20 protein-coding genes and 1 tRNA gene are annotated in these 21,302 nt (G+C 39.5%); 12 read left to right on the top strand and 9 right to left on the bottom strand.

Annotated elements, in window-relative coordinates; all coding sequences use genetic code 11:
* Positions 1–71: 71 nt before the first annotated feature.
* Positions 72–2,234 carry a glycine--tRNA ligase subunit beta gene (gene glyS / locus SLP02_RS07185; RefSeq protein ID WP_319419975.1) on the bottom strand — a complete coding sequence of 721 codons (2,163 nt, stop codon included), beginning with the start codon at positions 2,232–2,234 and terminating at the stop codon, positions 72–74.
* Positions 2,235–2,727: 493 nt separating this feature from the next.
* Here glyS and recA point away from each other — a divergent pair, with 493 nt between their 5' ends.
* The 8 genes from recA to SLP02_RS07145 all read left to right on the top strand — a co-directional run bounded on the left by recA (position 2,728) and on the right by SLP02_RS07145 (position 13,512).
* Positions 2,728–3,828, top strand: coding sequence for a recombinase RecA (recA, locus tag SLP02_RS07180; RefSeq protein ID WP_319419974.1), 1,101 nt, complete (start codon positions 2,728–2,730; stop codon positions 3,826–3,828).
* Positions 3,829–4,158: 330 nt separating this feature from the next.
* Entirely contained in the window at positions 4,159–5,364 is a 1,206-nt protein-coding gene (locus tag SLP02_RS07175) for a glycosyltransferase family 2 protein (protein ID WP_319419973.1), read from the top strand.
* A 4-nt stretch (positions 5,365–5,368) separates the two neighbouring features.
* Positions 5,369–7,168, top strand: coding sequence for an ABC transporter ATP-binding protein (locus tag SLP02_RS07170; RefSeq protein WP_319419972.1), 1,800 nt, complete (start codon positions 5,369–5,371; stop codon positions 7,166–7,168).
* 8 nt (positions 7,169–7,176) lie between these two features.
* Entirely contained in the window at positions 7,177–8,403 is a 1,227-nt protein-coding gene (locus SLP02_RS07165; RefSeq protein WP_319419971.1) for a glycosyltransferase family 2 protein, read from the top strand.
* A complete protein-coding gene (locus SLP02_RS07160; protein ID WP_319419970.1) occupies positions 8,400–9,422 on the top strand; it encodes a glycosyltransferase in 1,023 nt (340 codons plus the stop codon). Before SLP02_RS07165 ends, SLP02_RS07160 begins: the two co-directional genes overlap by 4 nt.
* Positions 9,423–9,436: 14 nt before the next feature.
* Positions 9,437–10,720, top strand: coding sequence for a glycosyltransferase family 2 protein (locus SLP02_RS07155; protein WP_319419969.1), 1,284 nt, complete (start codon positions 9,437–9,439; stop codon positions 10,718–10,720).
* A gap of 417 nt (positions 10,721–11,137) precedes the next feature.
* Entirely contained in the window at positions 11,138–11,902 is a 765-nt protein-coding gene (locus SLP02_RS07150) for a class I SAM-dependent methyltransferase (protein ID WP_319419968.1), read from the top strand.
* Between the two features lie 299 nt (positions 11,903–12,201).
* Positions 12,202–13,512, top strand: coding sequence for a glycosyltransferase family 4 protein (locus tag SLP02_RS07145; protein ID WP_319419967.1), 1,311 nt, complete (start codon positions 12,202–12,204; stop codon positions 13,510–13,512).
* Between the two features lie 524 nt (positions 13,513–14,036).
* Here the strand turns inward: SLP02_RS07145 and SLP02_RS07140 are convergent.
* Entirely contained in the window at positions 14,037–14,327 is a 291-nt protein-coding gene (locus SLP02_RS07140) for a DUF3493 domain-containing protein (RefSeq protein ID WP_319419966.1), read from the bottom strand.
* Between the two features lie 144 nt (positions 14,328–14,471).
* Entirely contained in the window at positions 14,472–14,831 is a 360-nt protein-coding gene (petE, locus tag SLP02_RS07135; RefSeq protein ID WP_319419965.1) for a plastocyanin, read from the bottom strand.
* A gap of 275 nt (positions 14,832–15,106) precedes the next feature.
* On the opposite strand from petE, the gene petJ reads away from it, so the two are divergent.
* The 4 genes from petJ to SLP02_RS07115 all read left to right on the top strand — a co-directional run bounded on the left by petJ (position 15,107) and on the right by SLP02_RS07115 (position 17,582).
* Positions 15,107–15,442, top strand: a complete 336-nt coding sequence (gene petJ / locus SLP02_RS07130) for a cytochrome c6 PetJ (RefSeq protein ID WP_319419964.1) — start codon at positions 15,107–15,109, stop codon at positions 15,440–15,442.
* A 132-nt stretch (positions 15,443–15,574) separates the two neighbouring features.
* Positions 15,575–15,850, top strand: coding sequence for a hypothetical protein (locus tag SLP02_RS07125; protein ID WP_319419963.1), 276 nt, complete (start codon positions 15,575–15,577; stop codon positions 15,848–15,850).
* Positions 15,851–15,978: 128 nt separating this feature from the next.
* A complete protein-coding gene (locus SLP02_RS07120) occupies positions 15,979–16,962 on the top strand; it encodes a hypothetical protein (protein ID WP_319419962.1) in 984 nt (327 codons plus the stop codon).
* Between the two features lie 47 nt (positions 16,963–17,009).
* A complete protein-coding gene (locus SLP02_RS07115) occupies positions 17,010–17,582 on the top strand; it encodes a TIGR04376 family protein (protein ID WP_319419961.1) in 573 nt (190 codons plus the stop codon).
* A gap of 46 nt (positions 17,583–17,628) precedes the next feature.
* Here the strand turns inward: SLP02_RS07115 and SLP02_RS07110 are convergent, their stop codons facing one another.
* From SLP02_RS07110 to rplI, 6 genes are all read right to left on the bottom strand, one after another.
* Positions 17,629–17,919 (bottom strand): hypothetical protein, encoded by a 291-nt coding sequence (locus SLP02_RS07110; RefSeq protein ID WP_319419960.1) that lies wholly within the window; start codon positions 17,917–17,919, stop codon positions 17,629–17,631.
* Between the two features lie 61 nt (positions 17,920–17,980).
* Positions 17,981–18,502: a DUF427 domain-containing protein gene (locus SLP02_RS07105; RefSeq protein ID WP_319419959.1), complete on the bottom strand. Its 522-nt coding sequence runs from the start codon at positions 18,500–18,502 to the stop codon at positions 17,981–17,983.
* A 10-nt stretch (positions 18,503–18,512) separates the two neighbouring features.
* Positions 18,513–19,757: a glutamate-5-semialdehyde dehydrogenase gene (locus tag SLP02_RS07100; RefSeq protein WP_319419958.1), complete on the bottom strand. Its 1,245-nt coding sequence runs from the start codon at positions 19,755–19,757 to the stop codon at positions 18,513–18,515.
* Positions 19,758–19,767: 10 nt separating this feature from the next.
* Entirely contained in the window at positions 19,768–20,178 is a 411-nt protein-coding gene (locus tag SLP02_RS07095) for a hypothetical protein (protein WP_319419957.1), read from the bottom strand.
* A gap of 182 nt (positions 20,179–20,360) precedes the next feature.
* A tRNA-Gly gene (locus tag SLP02_RS07090) sits at positions 20,361–20,432 on the bottom strand.
* A gap of 306 nt (positions 20,433–20,738) precedes the next feature.
* On the bottom strand, positions 20,739–21,197 hold the full coding sequence (gene rplI / locus SLP02_RS07085; RefSeq protein WP_319419956.1) for a 50S ribosomal protein L9: 459 nt from the start codon (positions 21,195–21,197) through the stop codon (positions 20,739–20,741).
* Positions 21,198–21,302: the final 105 nt, after the last annotated feature.

The following is a 21,302-nucleotide window of genomic DNA, read 5'->3' as shown; positions in this document are numbered from 1 at the left end:
TTTTGGCAATTGCGATCGCATAGCACCAATTACTTATCTTCTATGTTTTACAAGTTTTTTCGCTCAACTACTTAGCCTTTAACGATCGCCCCAAAGTCTGCTAACACTCTGGCATGATTTCGCAGTAATCCTAAAAGATTTAAGCGGTTGCGTTTGACATCGGGGTTGTCTGCCATCACCAGCACGCTATTTTCACCATCAAAAAAGCTACTAATAACAGGAGCAATTTTTCCTAATCCGTCGATTAATAATTGATAATTACGCTCTGCTTGAGAAGCTTCGGTTTGAGGTAACAACTCCAACAGTGCATCATAAAATTCTCTCTCAGAAGATTCCTCAAACAATTCAGGATTAACCAATCCTTCGGGGTTTAGTACTGGAGTATCTAAATCGCCTTTGGCTGCCAAACGAGCAGAACGATTGATAGTTTCGTAGATTTCAGTTAACTTACCATTATCGCGGGTTTCTTGTAAAAATAAAGCGCGATCGCGAACGTCTAATAAGTCCGTCAAAGCTCGCTCAGTATATTCGGCATCACCATCACCAACAATGGCATTAACTAAATCGTAATCAATATTTTTCTCTTGCAATAGACTACAGATTCGCTGAAGAAAGAATTCTTGTAAAGCTGCTACAGGAGAAGTGCGATTAGCTTCGCTAGCCTTCGGATCGCTATGACCCGAAACAAAATCTGCTGCACCTTGTTCAATTAGCTGATTCAAATTTATTTCTAAATCGGCATCCCAAATAATATTGATAATCCCGTTAGCTGCACGGCGTAAGGCAAAGGGATCGGATGAACCTGTAGGCATCATACCAATCCCAAAAATGCCAATTAAAGTATCCAGGCGATCGGCTAAACCCACTACCTGACCGTTTAAGGTACTAGGCATTATATCGTCTGCGCCTCTGGGTAAATAATGCTCAAAGATGCCTTTGGCAACTGTTTTGGATTCGCCACTCACCACGGCATATTTTTCACCCATAACCCCCTGTAGTTCGGGAAACTCATAAACCATTTGGGTAACTAAGTCGGCTTTGCAAAGTAAGGCGGTGCTTTCAATTTCGTTTTGCTGTTCTTCGCTAACCTCAAGCTGTTGGGCTATGATCTTGGCAGTATCGATAATACGGTCTACCTTATCCCGCATTGTGCCAAGTTCTGCTTGAAAAGTGACCGTTTCTAGTTGCGGAAGATAAGTATCAAGATGTTCGTCGCAGTCTGCCTGATAGAAAAATTGAGCATCTGCTAATCTGGCGCGGATCACTCTGCCATTACCTTCAGCGATCGCCTCTTTTTTGTTAGGATCGCCATTGGAAATAGTAATAAAGTTAGGTAAAAGAGCATTATCAACCCCTGCTTGATGAACAGGGAAATAACGCTGATGACTTACCATGACGGTAGTAATCACCTCAGTTGGTAGCTTGAGAAAATCTGCTGCAAACTTTCCCGTAACTGCGGTCGGATATTCTACTAAATTAATCACTTCTGCCAGCAAGTCTGGGTATATTTCGGCTTTTGCGCCTAATTTTTTAGCTTCAGCTAAAATGCCTGCCCTTATTTTTTCTTTTCTGGCTTCTAATTCAACTTCTACAGAGGCAGATCGAAGAGTTGTGACATAATCTGTCGGTTGGGCAATACTAACAGCGTCAGGATGTAAAACTCGATGTCCACGAGAAGTGCGCTCGCTTTTGATAGTTTCTGAACCATTAATCAGTTCTAAAGGCATAATTTCACTATCCCACAATGCCACTAGCCAGCGAATAGGGCGAGGAAACCTTAAATCTCCGTCGCCCCAGCGCATAAAGCGTTTTCCTTCTAAGCCAGTAATCCATTGAGTGCATAACTCCTGAAGAATTTCCACAGTATTGCGACCTGGGATTTTTTTCTGGATAAAAGTAAACTCTCCTTTAGAAGTATCACGAATTTCAAGCTCATCAAGACTAACACCCTGTTTACGAGCAAAACCCTCTGCTGCCTTGGTTGGTTGACCATCTTTAAATGCTGCTTTAACTGGAGGACCTTTTATCTCTTCTTCTCGGTCTGCTTGTCGCTCTTGAATATCTTTAATTAAAATGGCTAAACGGCGAGGAGTTCCATAATACTCTACTGCTGCGGGATTTAAAAACTCTTGTGCTAAACTAGCGGGAACTTTATTTTGCCACTGAGCGATCGCGCTACTGACAAAATCTGCGGGTAATTCTTCTGTACCTACTTCCAACAAAAAATTAGCCATGAAATAAAGATTTATTTACTGCCGTACCGTTTAAACAGGATAGCAGTTATCCCCCATCAATTATCAGCTATTGTTATCTAATTACAATACTGATGCCAAAGCTGAGGAAATAAAATTAGATAGCGATTGCCTTGGCTATTTTTAGCATTACTATAGTGGGTGAACAATAAAAATATTAAGAAAATTAAAATTATTTCTCTCAATTACATTAACCTATTATCAAAATTGTTTTTATTAGTTAATCTTGATATAAGTATTGATTTGTATGTTGACTTTTTTGTCAACTAATGAGAAAATAAAGAAATATATAAACATCATCACGGTCATTGAAGTTACTATCTTTTTCCAGATCGGTTCCGATGCAAGTTTAACCACAGAATACAAAGCAGTTTCTCTGAGCTTGTGCTAATGAAACTAAATACAAAGTGTAAAATCAAAACAAACTTTTCAGCTATTTTCAAAACTATTTTCTACTATATTGATTGAGGCATTCATGGCAACTCGGACAAATACTTCTAACACTTCTAGTACCTCTAGCAATTCAGATAAAGATAAAGCTCTCAACCTAGTTTTAAAACAGATCGAGCGTAACTTTGGTAAAGGTGCGATTATGCGCCTGGGAGATGCTGCTCAAATGAGGGTAGAAACCATACCTAGTGGTGCATTAACTTTAGACGTTGCTTTGGGTGGAGGTTTACCAAAGGGAAGAATTATTGAGATTTATGGACCAGAAAGCTCTGGTAAGACTACATTAGCATTACACGCGATCGCCGAAACGCAAAAAATGGGGGGTGTAGCTGCCTTTGTCGATGCCGAACACGCCTTAGATCCTACCTACTCGGCAGCACTAGGAGTCGATATTGAAAACTTACTGGTAGCTCAACCAGACAATGGAGAATCGGGCTTAGAAATCGTCGATCAACTAGTGCGATCGGCAGCGGTAGACTTAGTAGTAATAGATTCCGTTGCTGCGCTGACTCCCCGCGCTGAAATTGAGGGAGAAATGGGTGACAATCAGGTGGGTTTACAGGCTCGTTTGATGAGTAAAGCCCTGAGAAAAATTGCGGGAAATATCGGCAAATCTGGGGCGACAGTTATCTTTCTCAACCAGCTACGGCAAAAAATCGGCATTAGCTATGGTAACCCCGAAGTAACCACAGGCGGTAATGCTCTAAAATTTTATTGCTCAGTTCGCTTGGATATCCGCCGTATTCAAACCCTTAAAAAAGGTAACGAAGGAATGTATGGTATCCGAGCGAAGGTTAAAGTAGCTAAAAATAAAGTTGCACCGCCTTTTCGTATTGCCGAATTTGACATTATTTTTGGCAAAGGAATATCTAATATCGGCTGTTTGCTTGATTTAGCTGAAGATGCAGATATTGTTGTTCGTAAAGGAGCTTGGTATAGCTACAAAGGCGATAATGTAGGACAAGGTAGAGATAATACTATGAGCTATCTGTTAGAAAATCCAGAAGTAGCAGCAGAAATTGAGCAAAAAGTTAAAGAAAATCTGAAAGCAGGAGTAGGATCAAACGGAGCATCTTCCTCTAAAGATTTAGATGCTGATGATGATGACTTTGATTCTGAAGAATAACTAGCTGTAGGGTGTGTTCTCTTAACAAATAGTGAAATGGGAACACACCAATCAAAAGCTTCTCATCCCAATGAGCGTTTAGTTTTCGTTAGGGTATCAGAGTCATATTAAATTTGAGGCTGCACTTCGTCGCACAGACCTTCTATATTCCGCCAAGTTAAAAAATTAGCTCATGGACTGAAAAACTAATTTCTTGTTACTTTTCGTAGTATGGCTTTTTTATTCTATAATTTAAGCTTATTTGAAGTATGAAATTATGACATGAGCAAATTCCAGTTGAGTTGCTGGCTCTGTTTTGGCTGCAGAGATGTGGATCATTTATGAATTAACATGAATATCAAATTATCAGAGCAGTCAAAACCTTTAGTATCGGTAATTATTCCTGCCTATAATGCCGCAAGAACAATTTGCACAACGATAAACTCAGTTTTAAATCAAACTTATAAAAATTTAGAAGTCATAGTAGTTGATGATGGTTCACGAGATCAAACAGCTAAATTAGTCCAAGAAATTGCCCAGCAAGATGAAAGAGTAGTTTTAATTAAACAAGCCAACGCTGGAGTCGCTAAGGCAAGAAACAAGGGCATAGAAGAATCTCAGGGTGAATATGTTGCCCCCATTGATGCCGATGATATTTGGTTTCCCGACAAAATAGAGCTGCAAGTTCAATGTATGCTGAGTTCTCCAGCATCAGTTGGCTTGGTTTATACTTGGTCGGTTTGTATCGATTACCAAGGAAAAATTTTTGGCAAGTATTTGGCTGATGTCTATCAGAAAAAACATTCCTTAACTGGCTGTATATTGCCTGCCTTAGCCTATACAAATTTCTTGAATAACGCCAGTCTACCTTTGATCCGTCGTAGTTGTTTTGCAAAGATTGGTGGCTATGATCCTCAACTAAAACAACAGCAAGCTCAAGGATGCGAAGACTTAGATTTATACCTGCGAATTGCCGAATACTACGAATTTCAGGTCGTACCTAAATTTTTGATGGGTTACCGTCAGGAAATTAACAGCATGTCTCGCAATTGTGCTGCCATGGCAAAATCTTACTCTTTGGTTATCACCAAACTGCGATCTCGCTGTCAAGAATTACCTGATTATCTTTTTCGTTGGTCTGAAAGCTGTTTTTATAATTATTTAATGTGTCAAAACCTTGGTAGCGGAAACCACTGGAAATCAATTTACTGGATTTATCAAGTTTTAAAAGTGGATTGGGCAATTATTTTACATCCAGGAATCTACAAAATTTTATTTATCTGCACATTGAAAATCTTAGCTCAACCAGTTACTTCTCTGATTTGGCAAGATCATCAAGCCTGGATTGAGTTTAAAGCCAAATTTGGCATTGAAAGACAAGAGTACGCTAATTTGTCGGATTTACAACAAACTTTAAAACGCCGAAAAACACTGTTGCGACGACCTTATGACTACATACTCTGGTATAGATGGAATAGGGTGTTCAAATTATGTCAGAAATCTTCAATCCAGCTTGAGCCAAGGCAAGCCGATTATTTAGTCCAGGCGAAGAATTAAAATAATGCAAGAACTAAAAGCTGTTAAAAATTTCTTACCTTTGCTAAAGCTTTATCCCTGGACGATCTTTGGTATTGTCATCTTGGGTTTGTTTGCCTCTTTGTCTGAAGGTTTGGGAATTACTCTATTTATTCCTCTATTACAAAGTCTTAAAGGAGAATCTCAGGTAATAGCTAGCAATCGTTGGCTGTCTTTTGTTGAGCGACTATCAGGTGATGTATCTTCTGGCGATCAACTTATTATTATTGCCTTATTTATCTTTGCTAGCATTCTACTAAAAAATCTTTTGGTCTATAGCAATGGCGTTGCCCTGGCTTGGTTTAATGGTCGCATCGGACATCGTTTAAGAAGCAGCATTTTTCGGCAGTTTTTAACCGTCAGCTATAGCTTTTTAGAAAATAGTGACTCAGGCAAACTGATGAACACCTTAGCCACCGAAACTTGGCGAACAACTCAAGCTTTGGCCATAATAGTTGATTTGTTAATTTGTTTGGGTACGATCGCTATTTTTGGCAGTTTATTGTTGCTAATTTCTTGGCAGCTTACTATTGCTGTAGCGGCAGGCTTGGGCTTGATTTCTATTCTGGTTCAACTAATGACCCGAAAAACCAGATACTGGGGTCAAAAAGCCGTCGCTGCCAATAAAGAGCTAGCCAGTCGAATGTGGGAAGGATTTGGCGGGATGAAAGTGATCAGAGCTTTTAGCATGGAAGAATACGAACAACAGCGTTTTGATCGTGCTTCGCTTAAGGTGCTGAATTCATTTTTACGACTGGATCTACTAGCAGGCATAGTTAATCCTCTATCAGAAGTATTATCTGCCGCTTTATTATTAGGCATCCTGGCGATCGCCAGGTATCAAGACGGCATTGCTTTACCGAGTTTACTCACCTTTGTGTTTATACTTTATCGTCTACAGCCAAAAGTAAAGCAGCTCGATCTTAGTCGCGTTGCTCTAGCTAGCCTGATTAGTTCGATAGAAGACGTGATGTCTCTAATCGATACGACTAACAAACCTTATATTGCTTGGGGAAATAAAACCTTTGGCGGCTTACAGCAAGCGATCTGTTTGGAATCTGTCAGTTTTGCCTATGGCAATTTAGAACAAACAGCAGTCAAAGACATCTCCTTTTGTATTCCCAAGGGTAAAACCACAGCTTTTGTCGGCTCTTCTGGGGCAGGAAAATCAACTTTAATCAGTTTAATCTGTCGTCTATATGAGGTAAGCGCGGGAGAAATTTATGTCGATGGTAGTCCCTTAAGGGAATTTGACCTAGATTCATGGCGCAGTCGCATTGCGGTAGTAAGTCAAGATATTTATCTTTTTGCTACTACTATTCGAGAAAATATTGCTTATGGTTGTCCGACGGCAACTAATGCAGAAATTGTTGCCGCAGCAAAATTAGCTAATGCTGATGAATTTATCTGTCAATTTAGTGACGGTTACAATACTAAAATCGGCGATCGTGGCATGAGACTTTCAGGAGGACAAAGACAGCGTATTGCTTTAGCGAGGGCAATTGTACGTCAACCAGAGATTTTGATTCTCGATGAAGCCACTAACGCCTTAGACAGCATTTGCGAACATTTAATTCAAGAAGCTCTTGATACATTAAGTAAAAAGTGTACCGTAATTGCGATCGCCCATCGTCTGTCCACCATTGAACAAGCAGACCAGATTATTGTTTTGGATCGGGGCAAGATTATTGAACAAGGTTCTTTTGAACAGTTGTTAAAGCAGCAGGGGTTATTTGCTCGGCTACATCGTCTCCAGTATCGCACCACGCAAACTCAAGTTAACTAAAAAAGTTTATGACGTATCGAATTGTAGAACTGGAAGTAACCAAGGCTTTACCTTCAATTAGTTTGTCTGACCAGACGGGCATAGCGTTGCTGGTTCGTTACCGAGAGCGGGTAGTTGGATTTATTATGCACCAAGCTCAACCCAATACCATCATCGAGTCTGTCGAACTTGCTCGGCTAATTACTCAACAGCTTAGTTCAAAAATACTGCAAGAGCAAATTCGAGCAGAATTAATTCCTTGCCGACAACTATCTATTCCTTGTTTAACAGTAGCCATTTGTACCAAAGATCGCACCGACAACTTGGCAAGATGTTTGAACTCTTTACTCCAGCTAGAACAATCGACATTAGAAATTTTGGTAGTAGACAACGCTCCTAGCGATTCTCAAACCAAAGACCTGGTTTCTGAGTTAATTAAGGTGCGTTATACGTGCGAACCAAAGCCAGGGTTAGATTTTGCCCGTAATCGAGCAATCAATGAAGCTAAAAGCGAAATGATTGCCTTTATTGATGATGATGTAGTAGTAGACCGCAATTGGCTTGCAGGAATAAGCGAAGTCTGGCAAGAAAATCCCGATGCAGCAGCTTTTACAGGGCTAGTTTTGCCTTACGAACTAGAAACAGAAGCACAAATTATTTTTGAACGAGGAGGTGGCTTCCGTCGCGGTTTTGACAAGATTCGCTATAGCAAAGTTTTACCTGGCAATCCACTCTATCCTTGTGGTGCTGGTATCTTTGGTGCTGGCTGTAATATGGCTTTTCGGCGACAAGTATTGCTGGAGTTGGGCGGTTTTGACGAAGCATTAGATACGGGAGCAACCTTACCTGGAGGTGGAGATTTGGATATGTTTTATCGAGTGATTCGAGCTGGTTATCCGCTAGTATACGAACCACAGTATATGGTTTTTCATCAACATCGCCAAGACCTAACCAAGCTGCGTCGTCAATATTGGAGTTGGGGACTTGGCTTTATGGCTTTTGTCGTCAAATCATATCAAACTGATGTAGTCAAAAGACCCCAACTGCGCCGTTTGATTTGGTGGTGGTTTCAATACCAATATCGTCAAGCCAAAAGAAGTTTAACTGGGCGTAATCCAATTCCCATCTCTATGTCCCTGGCTGAGTTGTGGGGCGGAATTATGGGACTGTTGGGTGAATACCAACGTTCTCTACTACGTATCGAATCTATTAAAGCTAAATCCACGCTCAATTTAAATCTAGCCGTCAAAAAATGAACGTTAGTTTTGATTTAATTATCTGTACTTATAACCATGCTGACTTACTTGATCGCGTATTAGAAACGATCGCTCGGCAAAAACCTTCGGGGGTGGAATGGGGAGTCTTGGTTGTTAACAATAATTGTAGCGACCACACCGCAACCATAGTTGACAAACATCTCCAGGCTGCTACTATTCCTAACCTGAGCCAGATTATTGAACCACAGCAGGGTCTTAACCACGCACGTCGCTGCGGAATCAAAAATACTACGGGAGATTGGATTGCTTTTATTGATGATGATTGTCTTTTAGCAGTAGATTGGCTCGAACAAGCGGTTCGATTTGCCCAGCAGTACCCTGACTGTAGTGCTTTTGGTGGTCGAGTAAGTCTAGAGTGGTCAAGCCCGCCAAAACCTTTTGTCCGAGAATATGGTTATTGTTTTGCCCAGCAGGAACAAGGAAGAAAAGCAAAAACTGTTTCTTGTTTGGTAGGTGCAGGAATGGTAATTAATCGTCGCACTTTATTAGCCACAAACTGGTTAAAAAAGCAGTATTTGAACGATCGCGTTGGTCAGAAATTAATTTCTGGTGGAGATGTTGAATTAGCTTTGCGTTTATCTGCTGTTGCCGAACTTTGGTATAATCCATTATGTCAAATTAACCATTTTATTCCAGCTCAAAGAACTCAATTCAAGTATCTGTATCGCATCAATTATGGTCTGGGCATTTCGCAAATATTTGGCGATGCTTTGCTGTGGTCAGATTCTGAGCTTGATTGGTTATTGACAACATCAAAGAAAGCTATTGCTGCGACTAAAAAAGTTTTGTTCACTGCGATTAAGGCGATGCTTGGTCGCGGCTCTAAACCGAAAGCTATGATTAACGCCTGCTTTGTTTTGGGTAAGTGGAATGGCATTGTGCGTATATCCCTTATGTTACCCAAAAGACGCGGTGCAATATTAGGTTGTGCTGCCAGTTGCTCCGAGTCCCTAGGGATCGAAACAGCTATTTCCACTGCGGTAGAAACCAGACCATAACAATAGTAGACATCATGCAAGCACCTTGGAAAGTAATTCAGTTAGAATTGAGTCAAAAAATTTCGCCTTTGACCCTACCCGACGGCTATCAGGGAATATTAGTTTTTTTCTGTTGGCAAGGTATTCCGCTTGGCGATCGCGAAATATCTGCTTCTGAGTTACCTTTATCTGCGGCTGCAATTCTCAATTTAGCAGTTAAGGCGATCTCTTTTGGAGTTGGTAGCCAACTGCTAGGAGCTAGTTTTGCAGGCAAACTACCCGTGGATCGTCTACATCAATGTCCGAACCCCTTGACCGACTGGAAACAGTTGCAGCAACTAGAGCAGCCCCTATATGCTTTAAAAGCTCGTTGGCAACAACCAGCTACATTAAGCGTTTCTGTCGTAGTTTGTACCAGAGATAGACCAGAGCAGCTAAAAAAATGTTTGCGATCGCTTTGTGTTCTTGCTCCCTCTCCTTTGGAAATTCTCGTCATCGATAACGCACCTAGTAGTGATGCTACCCGACAGATAGTAAGTCAATTTCCACAGCTGAAATATATCTTAGAAGCCAACCCTGGACTCAGCATTGCTCGTAACACGGGAATTGGTCACTGTCGAGGAGACATCATTGCTTTTACTGATGATGATGTGGAGGTTCATCCCCAATGGATCTTTGGTTTAGAACAAGGCTTTAAAGAACCAGAGGTCATGGCAGTAACTGGGTTGATGTTACCTGCTGAATTAGAAACCCCAGCTCAAGTTGCTTTCTATCAGGGTTCAAATAGTTCTCGTTGGGAATACCAACATTTAATTTTTGGGCGCAAATTTTTTGCAGCAATGCTGTCTAAAGGAGTACCTGTATGGCGCATTGGTGCTGGTGCAAACATGGCATTTCGCAGTCAGGTATTCCAGCTAGTTGGCAGTTTTAACCAGATGCTTGGTGCTGGTGCGGCAGGATGCAGCGAGGATTCTGAAATGTGGTATAGAATTTTGGCTCAAGGCTGGCAATGCCGTTATGAACCTACAGCAGTAATTTTTCATTATCATCGCCACAATCTTAAGAGTTTGCAGCAGCAGATGTACCAATATATGAGAGGACACATAGCTGCTCTTCTTGTCCAGTTCAACCGCTATCAACATTGGGGAAACCTACGACGAACTTTAATTGCCTTACCCAGATATTACCTTAAAAGAGCCTTTGGCAAATATATTAGAGGCGATTGCCAGCCCACTCTGGAATCGGAAGTTGCTGGCTGTCTGGCTGGTGTTAAATATTATTGGCAAAACAAAGACTATATAGCTGGAGAAGAAAAGTAAATGTCAATCTATAGTAACGACTTTTTTGTATATTTACATGAGAAATCGAGACGCTCTGCCACAGAAATTGTCCTTTTAGAATGAGCGAGTAGATTACTGGTATGCTCAAAATATTTTATTGTTTGCCGAACAGCAATATTTTACCAAAAAATAACCTGAATTATACAAATTATGGCAGCAAAGCTCTCAACAACAACTTAGATTAGTTCCTCCTAATAAGTATTTAGAACTTGCCTAAAATTATCAAAGAGAACATCAGAATGCTCAGTGGTACGCTGGCGAAATAGATAAATGTTAAGCAGTCGCAGAGCCAAAAAATATCTCTTTTAAAAAAGTGCTGTTAGCAATACCAAGGCTAGCAAAGCAAGATCTGATTAGACGAGCTAAAAACATAATGCAAAAGCTATTTAGTAAAAAATGATTGCTACTTCAACCAAAAAGAAAATTAATCAAACATCTTTATCAGAATTTGTTGCTCAAAATCCTTTTCCTCATCCTCTGACTTTAGGATTTTTCTATCGTGAGAAAATGCGCGCCATACATCGTGTTGCACCTAATCTTGCTCTAAATGACCTGTTAGAAATAGGCGGAGGACAAGGAGGACTAACTGCCTTACTTTATCCCCATTCTCGAATTACTAATCTAGACTGTAATCCAAATTTTGCAAACGCACCATGTAATCAACAAAAAAACGTTAGTTTCGTCTATGGTGATGCGACTGCTTTGCCTTTTGACGATCGCTCTTTTGATGCCGTCACCATGTTCGACGTTTTGGAACATATTCCCGATGACAAGAAAGCCATTTGTGAAGCCTTACGAATATTAAAACCTGGAGGATTTCTGCTTGTCAGTACGCCTAACGAAAATTGGCGATTTCCCTACTATAGTTTCTTAAAATCAATTTGTCCCCCAGAAAAAGAAGTAATGGACGAATGGGGTCATGTACGAAGAGGATACACGCTAGCAGAATTAAATAATTTGATTACCTTACCCTGTCAAAAATATGCTACTTTTATCAATCCTCTGACAGTTTTCTCTCATGACATAGCATTTTCTGATTTTTCCGTGGGCCATAAAAGATGGATTTGCAAGTTGATTAGTCCTTTAACCTGGCTGAGTTACTATTTACATCAGCCCCATACTAAAGGTACAGAAACAGCATATGTATGGCAAAAGAAATAATTAATAAAATTCAAAAGTATCATGAATAAATTGCTGACAAATATTAAAGATCAAACTGCTAATAATTATTAGATGATTTAGATATATGCTTTGCGTTTGCTGTATTTTAGCTTATTAATTCATCATTATTAGCTGCAAAATATCCTAATACAATTTGCTTATTTTTTTTCAAATTAGATTATTTTTTGCTTTAGATGTGTTGTTGCTTACTAGCATCTTATTTAGATATCGCGATTAGATTCAACGAAATTTAACTTTCTTTATCTGAAAAAATTCAATAGCATTTATTTAAACAATTAGTGAATAAAACATCTCAGCCGACGATCGCCTTACTCCATTGGGGCAATCTTATTGAAGATTTCCTCGATACGATTGATGTTCCTTTTGAATCTTTTTGTCAAGAAATGACGGGAGGGTGGCTATTTGGCTATATTGATGCTCTTAAATTAGCTGGAATAGAAACTATTTTATTTTGCATCTCCGAGCGCGTAAACGAACCTGTCTATCATATTCATCTTCCTACAGGCGCAAAAATCTGCGTTTTACCTGTTCCCAAGATTTATCATTCGATTCGTCGTCCGATAGTTAATCCCTACGGCTGGAATTTTAAGGAAGCTATAGGAGATGTTAAGAGTTGGCGTCGTTGGCAGCTTGAGATCTATAGGCATACGCTACCCTATCTAGCAACTCCGCTTAGATTAGTAGCAAAAGAGCTAAAAAAGAACAACTGTCAGGCAATTCTGTGTCAGGAGTACGAATATGCTCGGTTTGATGTCTGCATATTGTTGGGTAAGCTGATGAATATCCCCGTGTTTGCCAGTTTTCAGGGAGGAAACTTTCAGTTGAGTCGTTTAGAGCGTTATTTTCGCCCTCTAACTATAAAAGCTTGTCAAGGTTTAATCATTCCTAGCGAAACTGAAAGACAGCGAGTTAAGAAAAAATACCAGATCGCGGATAACAAACTGGCGAAAATTTTTAATCCTCTGAATGTAGATCAATGGCAAGCTATAGAGCGAAATCAAGCCAGAAAACTGCTTAATCTGCCAATTGCAAATCAGATTGTTGTGTGGCACGGTAGAGTAGAAATTTTCCGCAAAGGACTGGATATTCTGTTGGATGCCTGGGAGCAAGTTGACCGACAATGCAAAGATCAACCTTTATTACTGTTAATCGGAACAGGTAGTGATGCACGGCGTTTTACAGAGCTGATTAAACAAAAAAACTTAGCTAACGTTCGTTGGCTCAACCAATATACCATTGAACGTCAGGTCATTCTGACTTATCTTTCGGCTGCTGACGTTTATACTCTGCCTTCACGTCATGAAGGATTTCCCGTAGCACCCCTAGAAGCGATGGCGTGTGGCTTGCCTGTAGTTGCGACTGATGCTCCTGGCGTTGCTGATATCTTTAAAGAGGGTGAACAATCGGGTGGTTTGGTTGTTCCTAGTGAAAATGCGATCGCTTTATCCCATGCTCTGAGCAGAATTTTGCGCGATCGCTCACTGCGGGAGCAACTAGGCAAATTGGGGCAGCATCGAGTAAAAAACTATTTTTCTTTAGCCGCAGTAGGTCAACAGCTACGGGACTTCATCGCTGTTTTTGATGCCTAGCAGCGTAAGGGTTAAAGGTTGAGTAGCAATTGTACAGAAAGTTACGCTAAAAGAAAAAATCGAGTGTATTGATTGAACCCTTTGATAAACAGACCTCTCAAATTCTTGGAATCTCGTTAAAATTTCTCGTACCATTTAAACTCTAGTTTAAATGATACATTATTGAATTTTTCCTGGTGTCATCTCGGTTTCTTACATCGGAACAACAACATCGTTACGGACATTTAAACTTTCTAACAGAATTAGCAAAAGAAAAATCTATTGACTTTCTATTTTTGGTAGCAAGAGACAATCGAATTTATTTAAAGAACAATTTTTAGGCTGTTTTTCAGGAATGTTTTTGGTTAGGAATCGAAGAACATCAAAATTGAGGTGTCTTAGTAGAACAAATAGAAGAAGATTTCACGATCAAACAGACTGGAGGCAAATTGTGGGTAAATGAGCCAATAGACCTGCTTAGATATATGTTCTAGTTTTTGCCCTTAAATTTCGTAATCTGCCTAAAAATGAGCAGGATTGCTATATTATTTCGCTTCATCCTTTGATTTATCTACACGAAATAAAAACACCATTAAAGCAACAACACCTATTTGCAGAGCAAAATTAGGTAAATTAGCAGATAAATCTTGACCTGCTGCTAACTTAGCTAAAAAGACGAACGCACCAATTAAACCAGAAGCACCAAAAGCAACGTAGAAAAACTTTCTAAAACCTCTGTAGGGAGCTTTTGCTTCTGCGCGCAAGCGAGCATATTTTTCAGGCGTAAGATTGTTTTTTCTAGCTCTAGCTAATTCTTCTGGAGATAAATCTGCCATTTTAAATTTTATATATTGTATGAATGCTTAAAGATGAGAAATATTTGCCGATAATATTGATATTAACGGGAAAAGGAGAGGTAAACATAAAAACATCTACCTCTCCTTTTTAATTGCGAGAATTGATTTTGTTTAGCTCAAAGCTTATTGAACAATTACTTTGCCTACCATTCCAGCACCGCGATGAGGCTCACAGTAGTAGGAATATTCTCCAGCTTCATTAAAAGTACTTTCATAGCTTTCTCCTGGAGAAAACACTAAGTTTTTGTGAGATTTGTCGGTAGCATTCTCAAAAACTACGTTGTGAGGAGACATTTTATTATTATCCCACTTAACTGTATCTCCTTCTTTAATAGTTACAGTTTCGGGTACAAACTTAAGCATTCCCTTGTCGCTACCCATTTTTACATCAACAGTATTAGCTGCTGCGGGAGCAACGCTGAAGAAGAAGGTAGATACTACTAATACTAGTGCCGACAATAACAAACTTATTTTTCTAGCCATTTTTGTTGAACTCTCTTGATCGAATATGATTTTTTTTAGTAAACATTTCTGAATACGAGGAATTAGAACCTAGATCGAACCCTCTTGCTTTTACAACGATCTGGCTGTATTTCTATTGGCTCTATCCCTTTGTTTATATATTACTACAGAAGTTTGACGAGTTGTAAAACTTTGACGACTTGTCTTTTGACTATTTTGTACGGATAACACACCATAGTTATTTGATTACAATCAGCTTTTTTAATTGAAGCTTAATAATTTTGAGAGGAGATACCATGTTTGCCAAATTATTATCAACACTACTGGTGTTTTTAACTGCTGCGATGTTCGCCTTCGCTACTCCCGCAATAGCAGGCGATGCTGCTAGCGGAGCTAAAATTTTTAGTGCTAACTGTGCTGCTTGTCATGCTGGTGGCAGAAACGTTATTAGCGGAGCAAAAACACTACAAAAAGATGCCTTAGATAAATATGAAATGAACTCTCTTGAGGCGGTTACTCATCAAGTAGTTAATGGCAAAAATGCCATGCCAGCTTTTAAAGGTCGTTTAAGTGATACTCAAATTGATGACGTAGCAACTTATGTTCTTTCTCAAGCAGAAAAAGGTTGGTAATTGCTAATCATTTCCAAAAAAAACTAATTAAATTGGATTTTTTTTATCCTCGATCGCCTTACTCTGAGATTGGGGATATTTCTTTTTTGTGAAACAATGTAAGCATATTAAAGATTATGAAGCAGGAGCAAGATGGATCGGAGTAAATTAATCGCCATTGTCACAGGAGTGATTTCAATCTTAATTGCGATCGCATATTTAGTAGTTGTGCAGCTACTCGATTTTCGCGGGGAAATGATTCCTGCTCCTGTTAGTCAATTATCAACCTCGACAGTTTACTCACCCTCGACAATAACCTCAACGGGGGGAACCCCCGCAACGGTTTTGTCTCGCAACGGGTCATACAAAGGCTTTAGCCGCATGTGCCGCAACGTAACTGTCTCGCAATTATCAGTAATCAGTTACTAGCTTAAAGATGCGTATTTACACTAAAGAACTAGAATGTGGCTTGGTAAATCTCTGGGTAAATACTATGGTTCATCCAAGATAAACAGTTTATCTTGAATGAGTTAATTTAGACGCTGGCAAGACATTTCATGCTCAGGGATGCTAGTCATAGACAAGTAATTCAAAAATTCTCATTTATTCAAAGCTTAAATTTATCTCGCCAAGAAAATGAGAACAATCAAACTAGTGCCGATCAAGCTGTAATTTCTCAGCCAAAAGAAACATCAACATTATTTAGTCAGGCTAATCTGAAAGATTCAAGTTCTGCGACTATGGTCGCTGCTACCATCGATACAAGCTGGTATGGGTCAGATGGTGATACTGATTTCTCTGGCTTAAATTTGGCAGAAATAGTTAAATATTCTAGTTTAGATAATTCTACTGATGGTCATCAGCCAAAGAATCATGATTACCTCGGTAAAATTTTGTTTTCTCTTGCCATAAGCTATTGTCTATTTGTTCTCTGGTGGTTATTCGGGCATCAAGTCAATCAGCTTTTGACTACCTGGACAGGGGGCAAATATTTTACTATATCTAAATCTGACGAGGAATTTATCAATTATGCAGAGCGATCGCTCGAAGCGATAGATCGTCAGCTAGAAACCAGCAAAACTGAAGCAGATAAGCAAGAGCAGTTAGTCTACGTACCTGTATATACCCCGCCTACTACTCCTAGTCTTCCTCCAGTATCTAATTTACCTTTAACCGCACCCAGTAACAATACACCTCAGATTCCTGAACCTGCTGCTAATGAGCCTCTAAAAATCCCCGCACCGCCACCACTTCCTCCTGCAACTCCGATTGAATCAGAATCAGCTAATCCACCTGAGAAGGAGAAAACCAACGAACAAATTGCTGCTCAACCAGTTATAAAAAATACCCTGATTGGGATTTTGGAATTAGGAGCCAATCAATCCGCAGCACTAGTTAAAGTTGATGGTCAAACTAAACGTGTTTGGGTAGGTGAAAAGATCAATAATGATGGTTGGATATTAGAATCGGTGGGAAAAGAGTCGGCTAATATTAGCTATCAAGGACAAATTCGCTCTATCTCTGTAGGAGAAACGTTCTAAGATATTAATTGAACTATGGGCGTTTTTAGTACCTAAATAAAAGCAAAATGGGTTTATTTGACGACATCAATCAATTCTTAGAAGAGCGACTTGACGAATTTCTGCGTAACAATCCTCATTTAGAATTCCAGGCAATTGAAGAACAATTAAGAGAACAAGAGCAAGATACTACCAAATTGATTGCCAAGCTACAGCTTGAAGAGAAAAGCCTGCAAAGCCAAATATTAGAAACTGCCGAAAATATCCAAGCTTGGCACAAAAGAATTGGTAAGGCTGAGGCAGCTAAAAGACAAGATCTAGCTGATGCTGCCAGAGAAAGAGAGGCTGAATTACTCAGACAAGGCAATCAGGTTTGGGGACAAATGGAAGGAGTAAAGCAGCGCATTGTTCAAGCACAGGAACTTTTAAAAAAAGTTAAGCAAAAACGCCAGGAAATGAAAACCCAGTCAACTCAGGCAAAAACTTCTACAACTGCCAATAATTATTCTAGTGATACCGTAGGCTGGGATCGCGGTGCTAATGCCCCTCAATATAACCGTAGTGCAGATCCCCTAGAGGCGGAATTTCAAAAATGGGAAGTGGACGAAGAATTAGAGAGAATTAAAAGAAATATGAAATAAGTATAGTCATTCCCATTAATTTTCGCAGGTTTGTCTGTAATGAAGGTCAGTGGTCAGACTGTGGATCTTGAGGAACTTTAGGCAAACTTGAAGTTTTGTTTCTGTCTTCTTCTAAAACACCAATCTGATTAATTAAAGTTGCGGTTTGATATAAAGCATCGTCAGTTGTCGACTGTTGACGGAACATTGCCATTATGCCTTTTTCATAGTTAGATGCGATCGCCAAAAAAGCTCCACCTAAAATATAAATAGGCAAAGGCAGCATAAACTGCTTTAACCAAATACCAAATTCAGCCAACACAAACAAAATCCCTACACCAATCAACCAAGCTTTCATAATTACCGTTCTCTCTTTTTATCCCAAATGCTTAAACCGATAATTGTTAATTGTCAATTGTTTACCATCCCCATGTTCCTAATTCTCCTTTAAACGGTCCAACTATATCTTGAGTGACCCAACCACCATAAAAATCTCCTGCTTGCGCTTTGACTAGCTCATCATCGACATAGCAGGCATCCATTTTACTCGGATAAAAAGCTAAATAGTCTTTAATTGGGGCAAAATAATCTGTGGGTGAACTATAGTACCAAGCTGCATTTTGTACCTGCTTATCTCCTACGGTCAAATTATAATAGCTAGCTAATCCTTTCCATTCACAAAAAGAGCTTCTAGAATTGGCTGGCTCAAGATATTCGGTTTTGATGTCTACGGGAGGAATATAGTAAACAGGAGGATGACTAGTTTCTAACACACGATAAGTGTTACCGCTATCGGCAATAGTAATGTCATTAAAAATAATTCTGACCTGTTTTGGCGATTGCGAAGCTAGCCGAAGGCATCGCTCTAAAAGTGGCGGACGAGGATAGTCCCAGACAGATTCTTGTCCTGGCTTCGGTTCAATACGCTGTAGATGATTCATTGATAATTGATTACCCTTGAACTATTTGTTTGATGGTTGTAAATGTCTCTACACTAATTAAACCTTGGCGATATCCTTTTTGATTGGACATTCCTAAAAATACGTCTTCTCCCCCTTCAGGATTACGAGAAAACCTAGGTGAAGTGTTGATATAAACTAAAGCACTATCAATCCCTTGAACAAATTGACGACTTTCTTGATAGGATTCTGTCACAATACAATCAGCATGACCACTGCTGTAACGATTTATCCAAGATACGGCTTTGGATAAGTTATCTATAAGGCGAAATGCTACTATTTTTCGTAAATAAGGTCTTCTCCATTCTTCAGACTTCATTAACTTTAGATATTCAGGAAACTCATTTACTAATACCTCATCTCCTCGCAGTTTAAAGCCTTGTTGCTGAAGATTACTAAACAAGGACTGTAATGCTGAAGGTTTAATATTCTGATTGATCAATACCTTTTCAATCGCATTAACTGCATCTGGTTCACTATCGTGACTGTCGGCAATTACCTGACGAGTTAGTTCTAAATTTCCGCTGAGTGACCAATATAAATAACAATTGCCAATCGTAGTTTTTAGTACCGTTGCCGTTGCTTTTTCTGCCACCTGCTGCACCAAACTAGGACGACCATAGGGGATTACCAAATTAAGATGGCGATCTTGGGTGACTAATTCTTGAACGGAGATCCCCGAATCTGGAGAGATAGTTTCAATCGAGCTTGGAGGCAAGTCTGTATTAGCCACAGCTTTTTTTAAAACAGCTGCAATGACCTGATTGGAGTTGCTGGCAACACCACAGCCTCTAACTATCAAGCTGTTTCCTGTTTTGAGGCACATTCCTGCTGCGATCGCTGCAAGTTCGGGAAAAGCTTCATGTACTAAAGCGATCGTTCCCAAAGGTATTAGCTGGCAATAAGTTTGAGATGGCTCTAGCTGATAGGGAGCATTAATTAAGCGTCGTGTCGGATCTGCCGATTTTGATAGCTGTTGCAAAATAGAAACGGTTATTTCCAATCTCTCTGGAGTCAACTTTAGCCAATCAACAACTGGGTCGGAGATCGCCATCTCTCGACTCATTTCTAAGTCTAAGGTGTTGGCTTCAAGTATTTGATCGAAACTGTCTTCCATTAACTCTGCCAATGCTGACACACCCAGCCTTCTTTTAGCTGCCGATGTTTGAGCCAATATAGCGGCGGCTCGGTTAGATTCTCGAACTATAGTCAGCAGTTGGTTGGATGAACTTTGCATTGGTTTTTTGTTAATGCCGATAGACTACAAACAGTGCCATTAGCAGCAGTATAATTAAAATTAAAAATGATACCGCCCAAGAAATGATACTCTGGGTACTCAGCCAGCGCAACATTATGGGTAAAACAACAACTGCTACAAAGGTTGAAATGCTTAATATGAGTATTTTTGTTAGATAGTTTTGTGTCCAGATATCATAGGCACTTTTCCAACGGTGTCCTGTCCACCGCCAAGATTTTTTTTGATACATTGAGGCTAATTGCTCAATTACCTGACCATCTTTTTTGATCTCAAAAATTTGTTGACAGCGATCGCAGCCTAAAGCTTCAGTCAACACGATCGGCTTGAGATTGCCTTTACGCCTGCAAGGACAAGGATATTCGCTGCTTGAATCTATTTTCTGTATTTTGTGAGAGCGCACTGGAATTGATTAAGGTTAGGAAAAGTTAATTATTTGATGTAGTTTGATAACTATCTATAAAGATAAATATATTATCCTTCACTATTGTCTTAACATTCTTCAACCTAATTTTAATGAAGCCATAAGATTTAACAGCCTCTTTCTTATCTTTACTTAACTTAGATTTTTGATGTTTTACTTAAAGCGGGTGACGCGATTCGAACGCGCGACATTCACCTTGGCAAGGTGACGCTCTACCACTGAGCTACACCCGCACTTCAGCCGATTCCTTTCGGACTGTTGAAATATACAGCTGAATAGCTGTGCTATTTACTTGCCGATATATATTATCTCAGAAGATAAAGTTTTTATCAAGTAAATCGTCAGATCGCTGACATATTTCTTTAAATAAGCTGTCAATCTAACTTTTAGATCTTAATTTAACGTCAGCGTCCAACAAATTTTGATTTGTCATGCCTACAAAAAACAATTTGGGAAATGAGGAAGGGACTGTGGGCGTAATTGCATCACGCCCACAGTTCCTCATAGATCAACTTTACTTTTTCCAAATCTTTTATTTTTTACAAAGGTATAACTTGGAAATCTACTGTGGCACTAACTTCAGGATGTAGTTTAACTTCTGCTTGATAATCGCCTGTAGAACTTATATCTGGAACTTCAATACCACGGCGGTCTACCTCAATGCCAGCTTGTTGTTTGATAACGTCAGCTATCTCTTGACTGGTAACACTACCAAAGATAGCCTTTTGTTCTCCGACTTGTTTACGAATAGTCAACTTACCAATAGTTTTAAAAGCAACTTTTTTGTTTTCTGCTGCTTGTTTTTCTGCTAGTTTCTGTTTTCTTTCTTTTTCTCTTCTAAATTCAATTTGCTTAACAATTCCTTTGGTAGCCAAACTAGCCAAACCTTGAGGAATGAGATAGTTCCTAGCGAAACCAGGAGCGACATCTACTAAGTCGCCATTATTGCCTAATTTGCTAACGCTTTGATTTAAAACTACGGATACACGCTTTGCCATTTCTTACTTAAATTCTCCTATATCAATTATATTTTGCTGTGGCGGTTTGATTGTTGCACCTGCTGAACTTTTTATTATATCAGTCAGGTCAGCAGATGGAAGTTA

The sequence above is a fragment of the Pleurocapsa sp. FMAR1 genome (assembly GCF_963665995.1).
Taxonomy (GTDB): Bacteria; Cyanobacteriota; Cyanobacteriia; order Cyanobacteriales; family Xenococcaceae; genus Waterburya.
Note: the sequence above shows the minus strand (reverse complement) of the source record. Positions and strands in the feature narration are given on the sequence as shown.

Excerpts from the sequence above, each read along its gene's own strand:
- petE (WP_319419965.1), bottom strand. The coding sequence starts at position 14,831 with ATGGCTAGAAAAATAAGTTTGTTATTGTCGGCACTAGTATTAGTAGTA.
- SLP02_RS07105 (WP_319419959.1), bottom strand. The coding sequence starts at position 18,502 with ATGAATCATCTACAGCGTATTGAACCGAAGCCAGGACAAGAATCTGTC.
- glyS (WP_319419975.1), bottom strand. The coding sequence starts at position 2,234 with ATGGCTAATTTTTTGTTGGAAGTAGGTACAGAAGAATTACCCGCAGAT.
- recA (WP_319419974.1), top strand. The coding sequence starts at position 2,728 with ATGGCAACTCGGACAAATACTTCTAACACTTCTAGTACCTCTAGCAAT.
- SLP02_RS07170 (WP_319419972.1), top strand. The coding sequence starts at position 5,369 with ATGCAAGAACTAAAAGCTGTTAAAAATTTCTTACCTTTGCTAAAGCTT.
- SLP02_RS07100 (WP_319419958.1), bottom strand. The coding sequence starts at position 19,757 with ATGCAAAGTTCATCCAACCAACTGCTGACTATAGTTCGAGAATCTAAC.
- SLP02_RS07155 (WP_319419969.1), top strand. The coding sequence starts at position 9,437 with ATGCAAGCACCTTGGAAAGTAATTCAGTTAGAATTGAGTCAAAAAATT.
- rplI (WP_319419956.1), bottom strand. The coding sequence starts at position 21,197 with ATGGCAAAGCGTGTATCCGTAGTTTTAAATCAAAGCGTTAGCAAATTA.
- SLP02_RS07165 (WP_319419971.1), top strand. The coding sequence starts at position 7,177 with ATGACGTATCGAATTGTAGAACTGGAAGTAACCAAGGCTTTACCTTCA.
- SLP02_RS07120 (WP_319419962.1), top strand. The coding sequence starts at position 15,979 with ATGCTCAGGGATGCTAGTCATAGACAAGTAATTCAAAAATTCTCATTT.
- SLP02_RS07115 (WP_319419961.1), top strand. The coding sequence starts at position 17,010 with ATGGGTTTATTTGACGACATCAATCAATTCTTAGAAGAGCGACTTGAC.
- SLP02_RS07160 (WP_319419970.1), top strand. The coding sequence starts at position 8,400 with ATGAACGTTAGTTTTGATTTAATTATCTGTACTTATAACCATGCTGAC.
- SLP02_RS07175 (WP_319419973.1), top strand. The coding sequence starts at position 4,159 with ATGAATATCAAATTATCAGAGCAGTCAAAACCTTTAGTATCGGTAATT.
- petJ (WP_319419964.1), top strand. The coding sequence starts at position 15,107 with ATGTTTGCCAAATTATTATCAACACTACTGGTGTTTTTAACTGCTGCG.
- SLP02_RS07150 (WP_319419968.1), top strand. The coding sequence starts at position 11,138 with ATGATTGCTACTTCAACCAAAAAGAAAATTAATCAAACATCTTTATCA.
- SLP02_RS07125 (WP_319419963.1), top strand. The coding sequence starts at position 15,575 with ATGGATCGGAGTAAATTAATCGCCATTGTCACAGGAGTGATTTCAATC.
- SLP02_RS07140 (WP_319419966.1), bottom strand. The coding sequence starts at position 14,327 with ATGGCAGATTTATCTCCAGAAGAATTAGCTAGAGCTAGAAAAAACAAT.
- SLP02_RS07110 (WP_319419960.1), bottom strand. The coding sequence starts at position 17,919 with ATGAAAGCTTGGTTGATTGGTGTAGGGATTTTGTTTGTGTTGGCTGAA.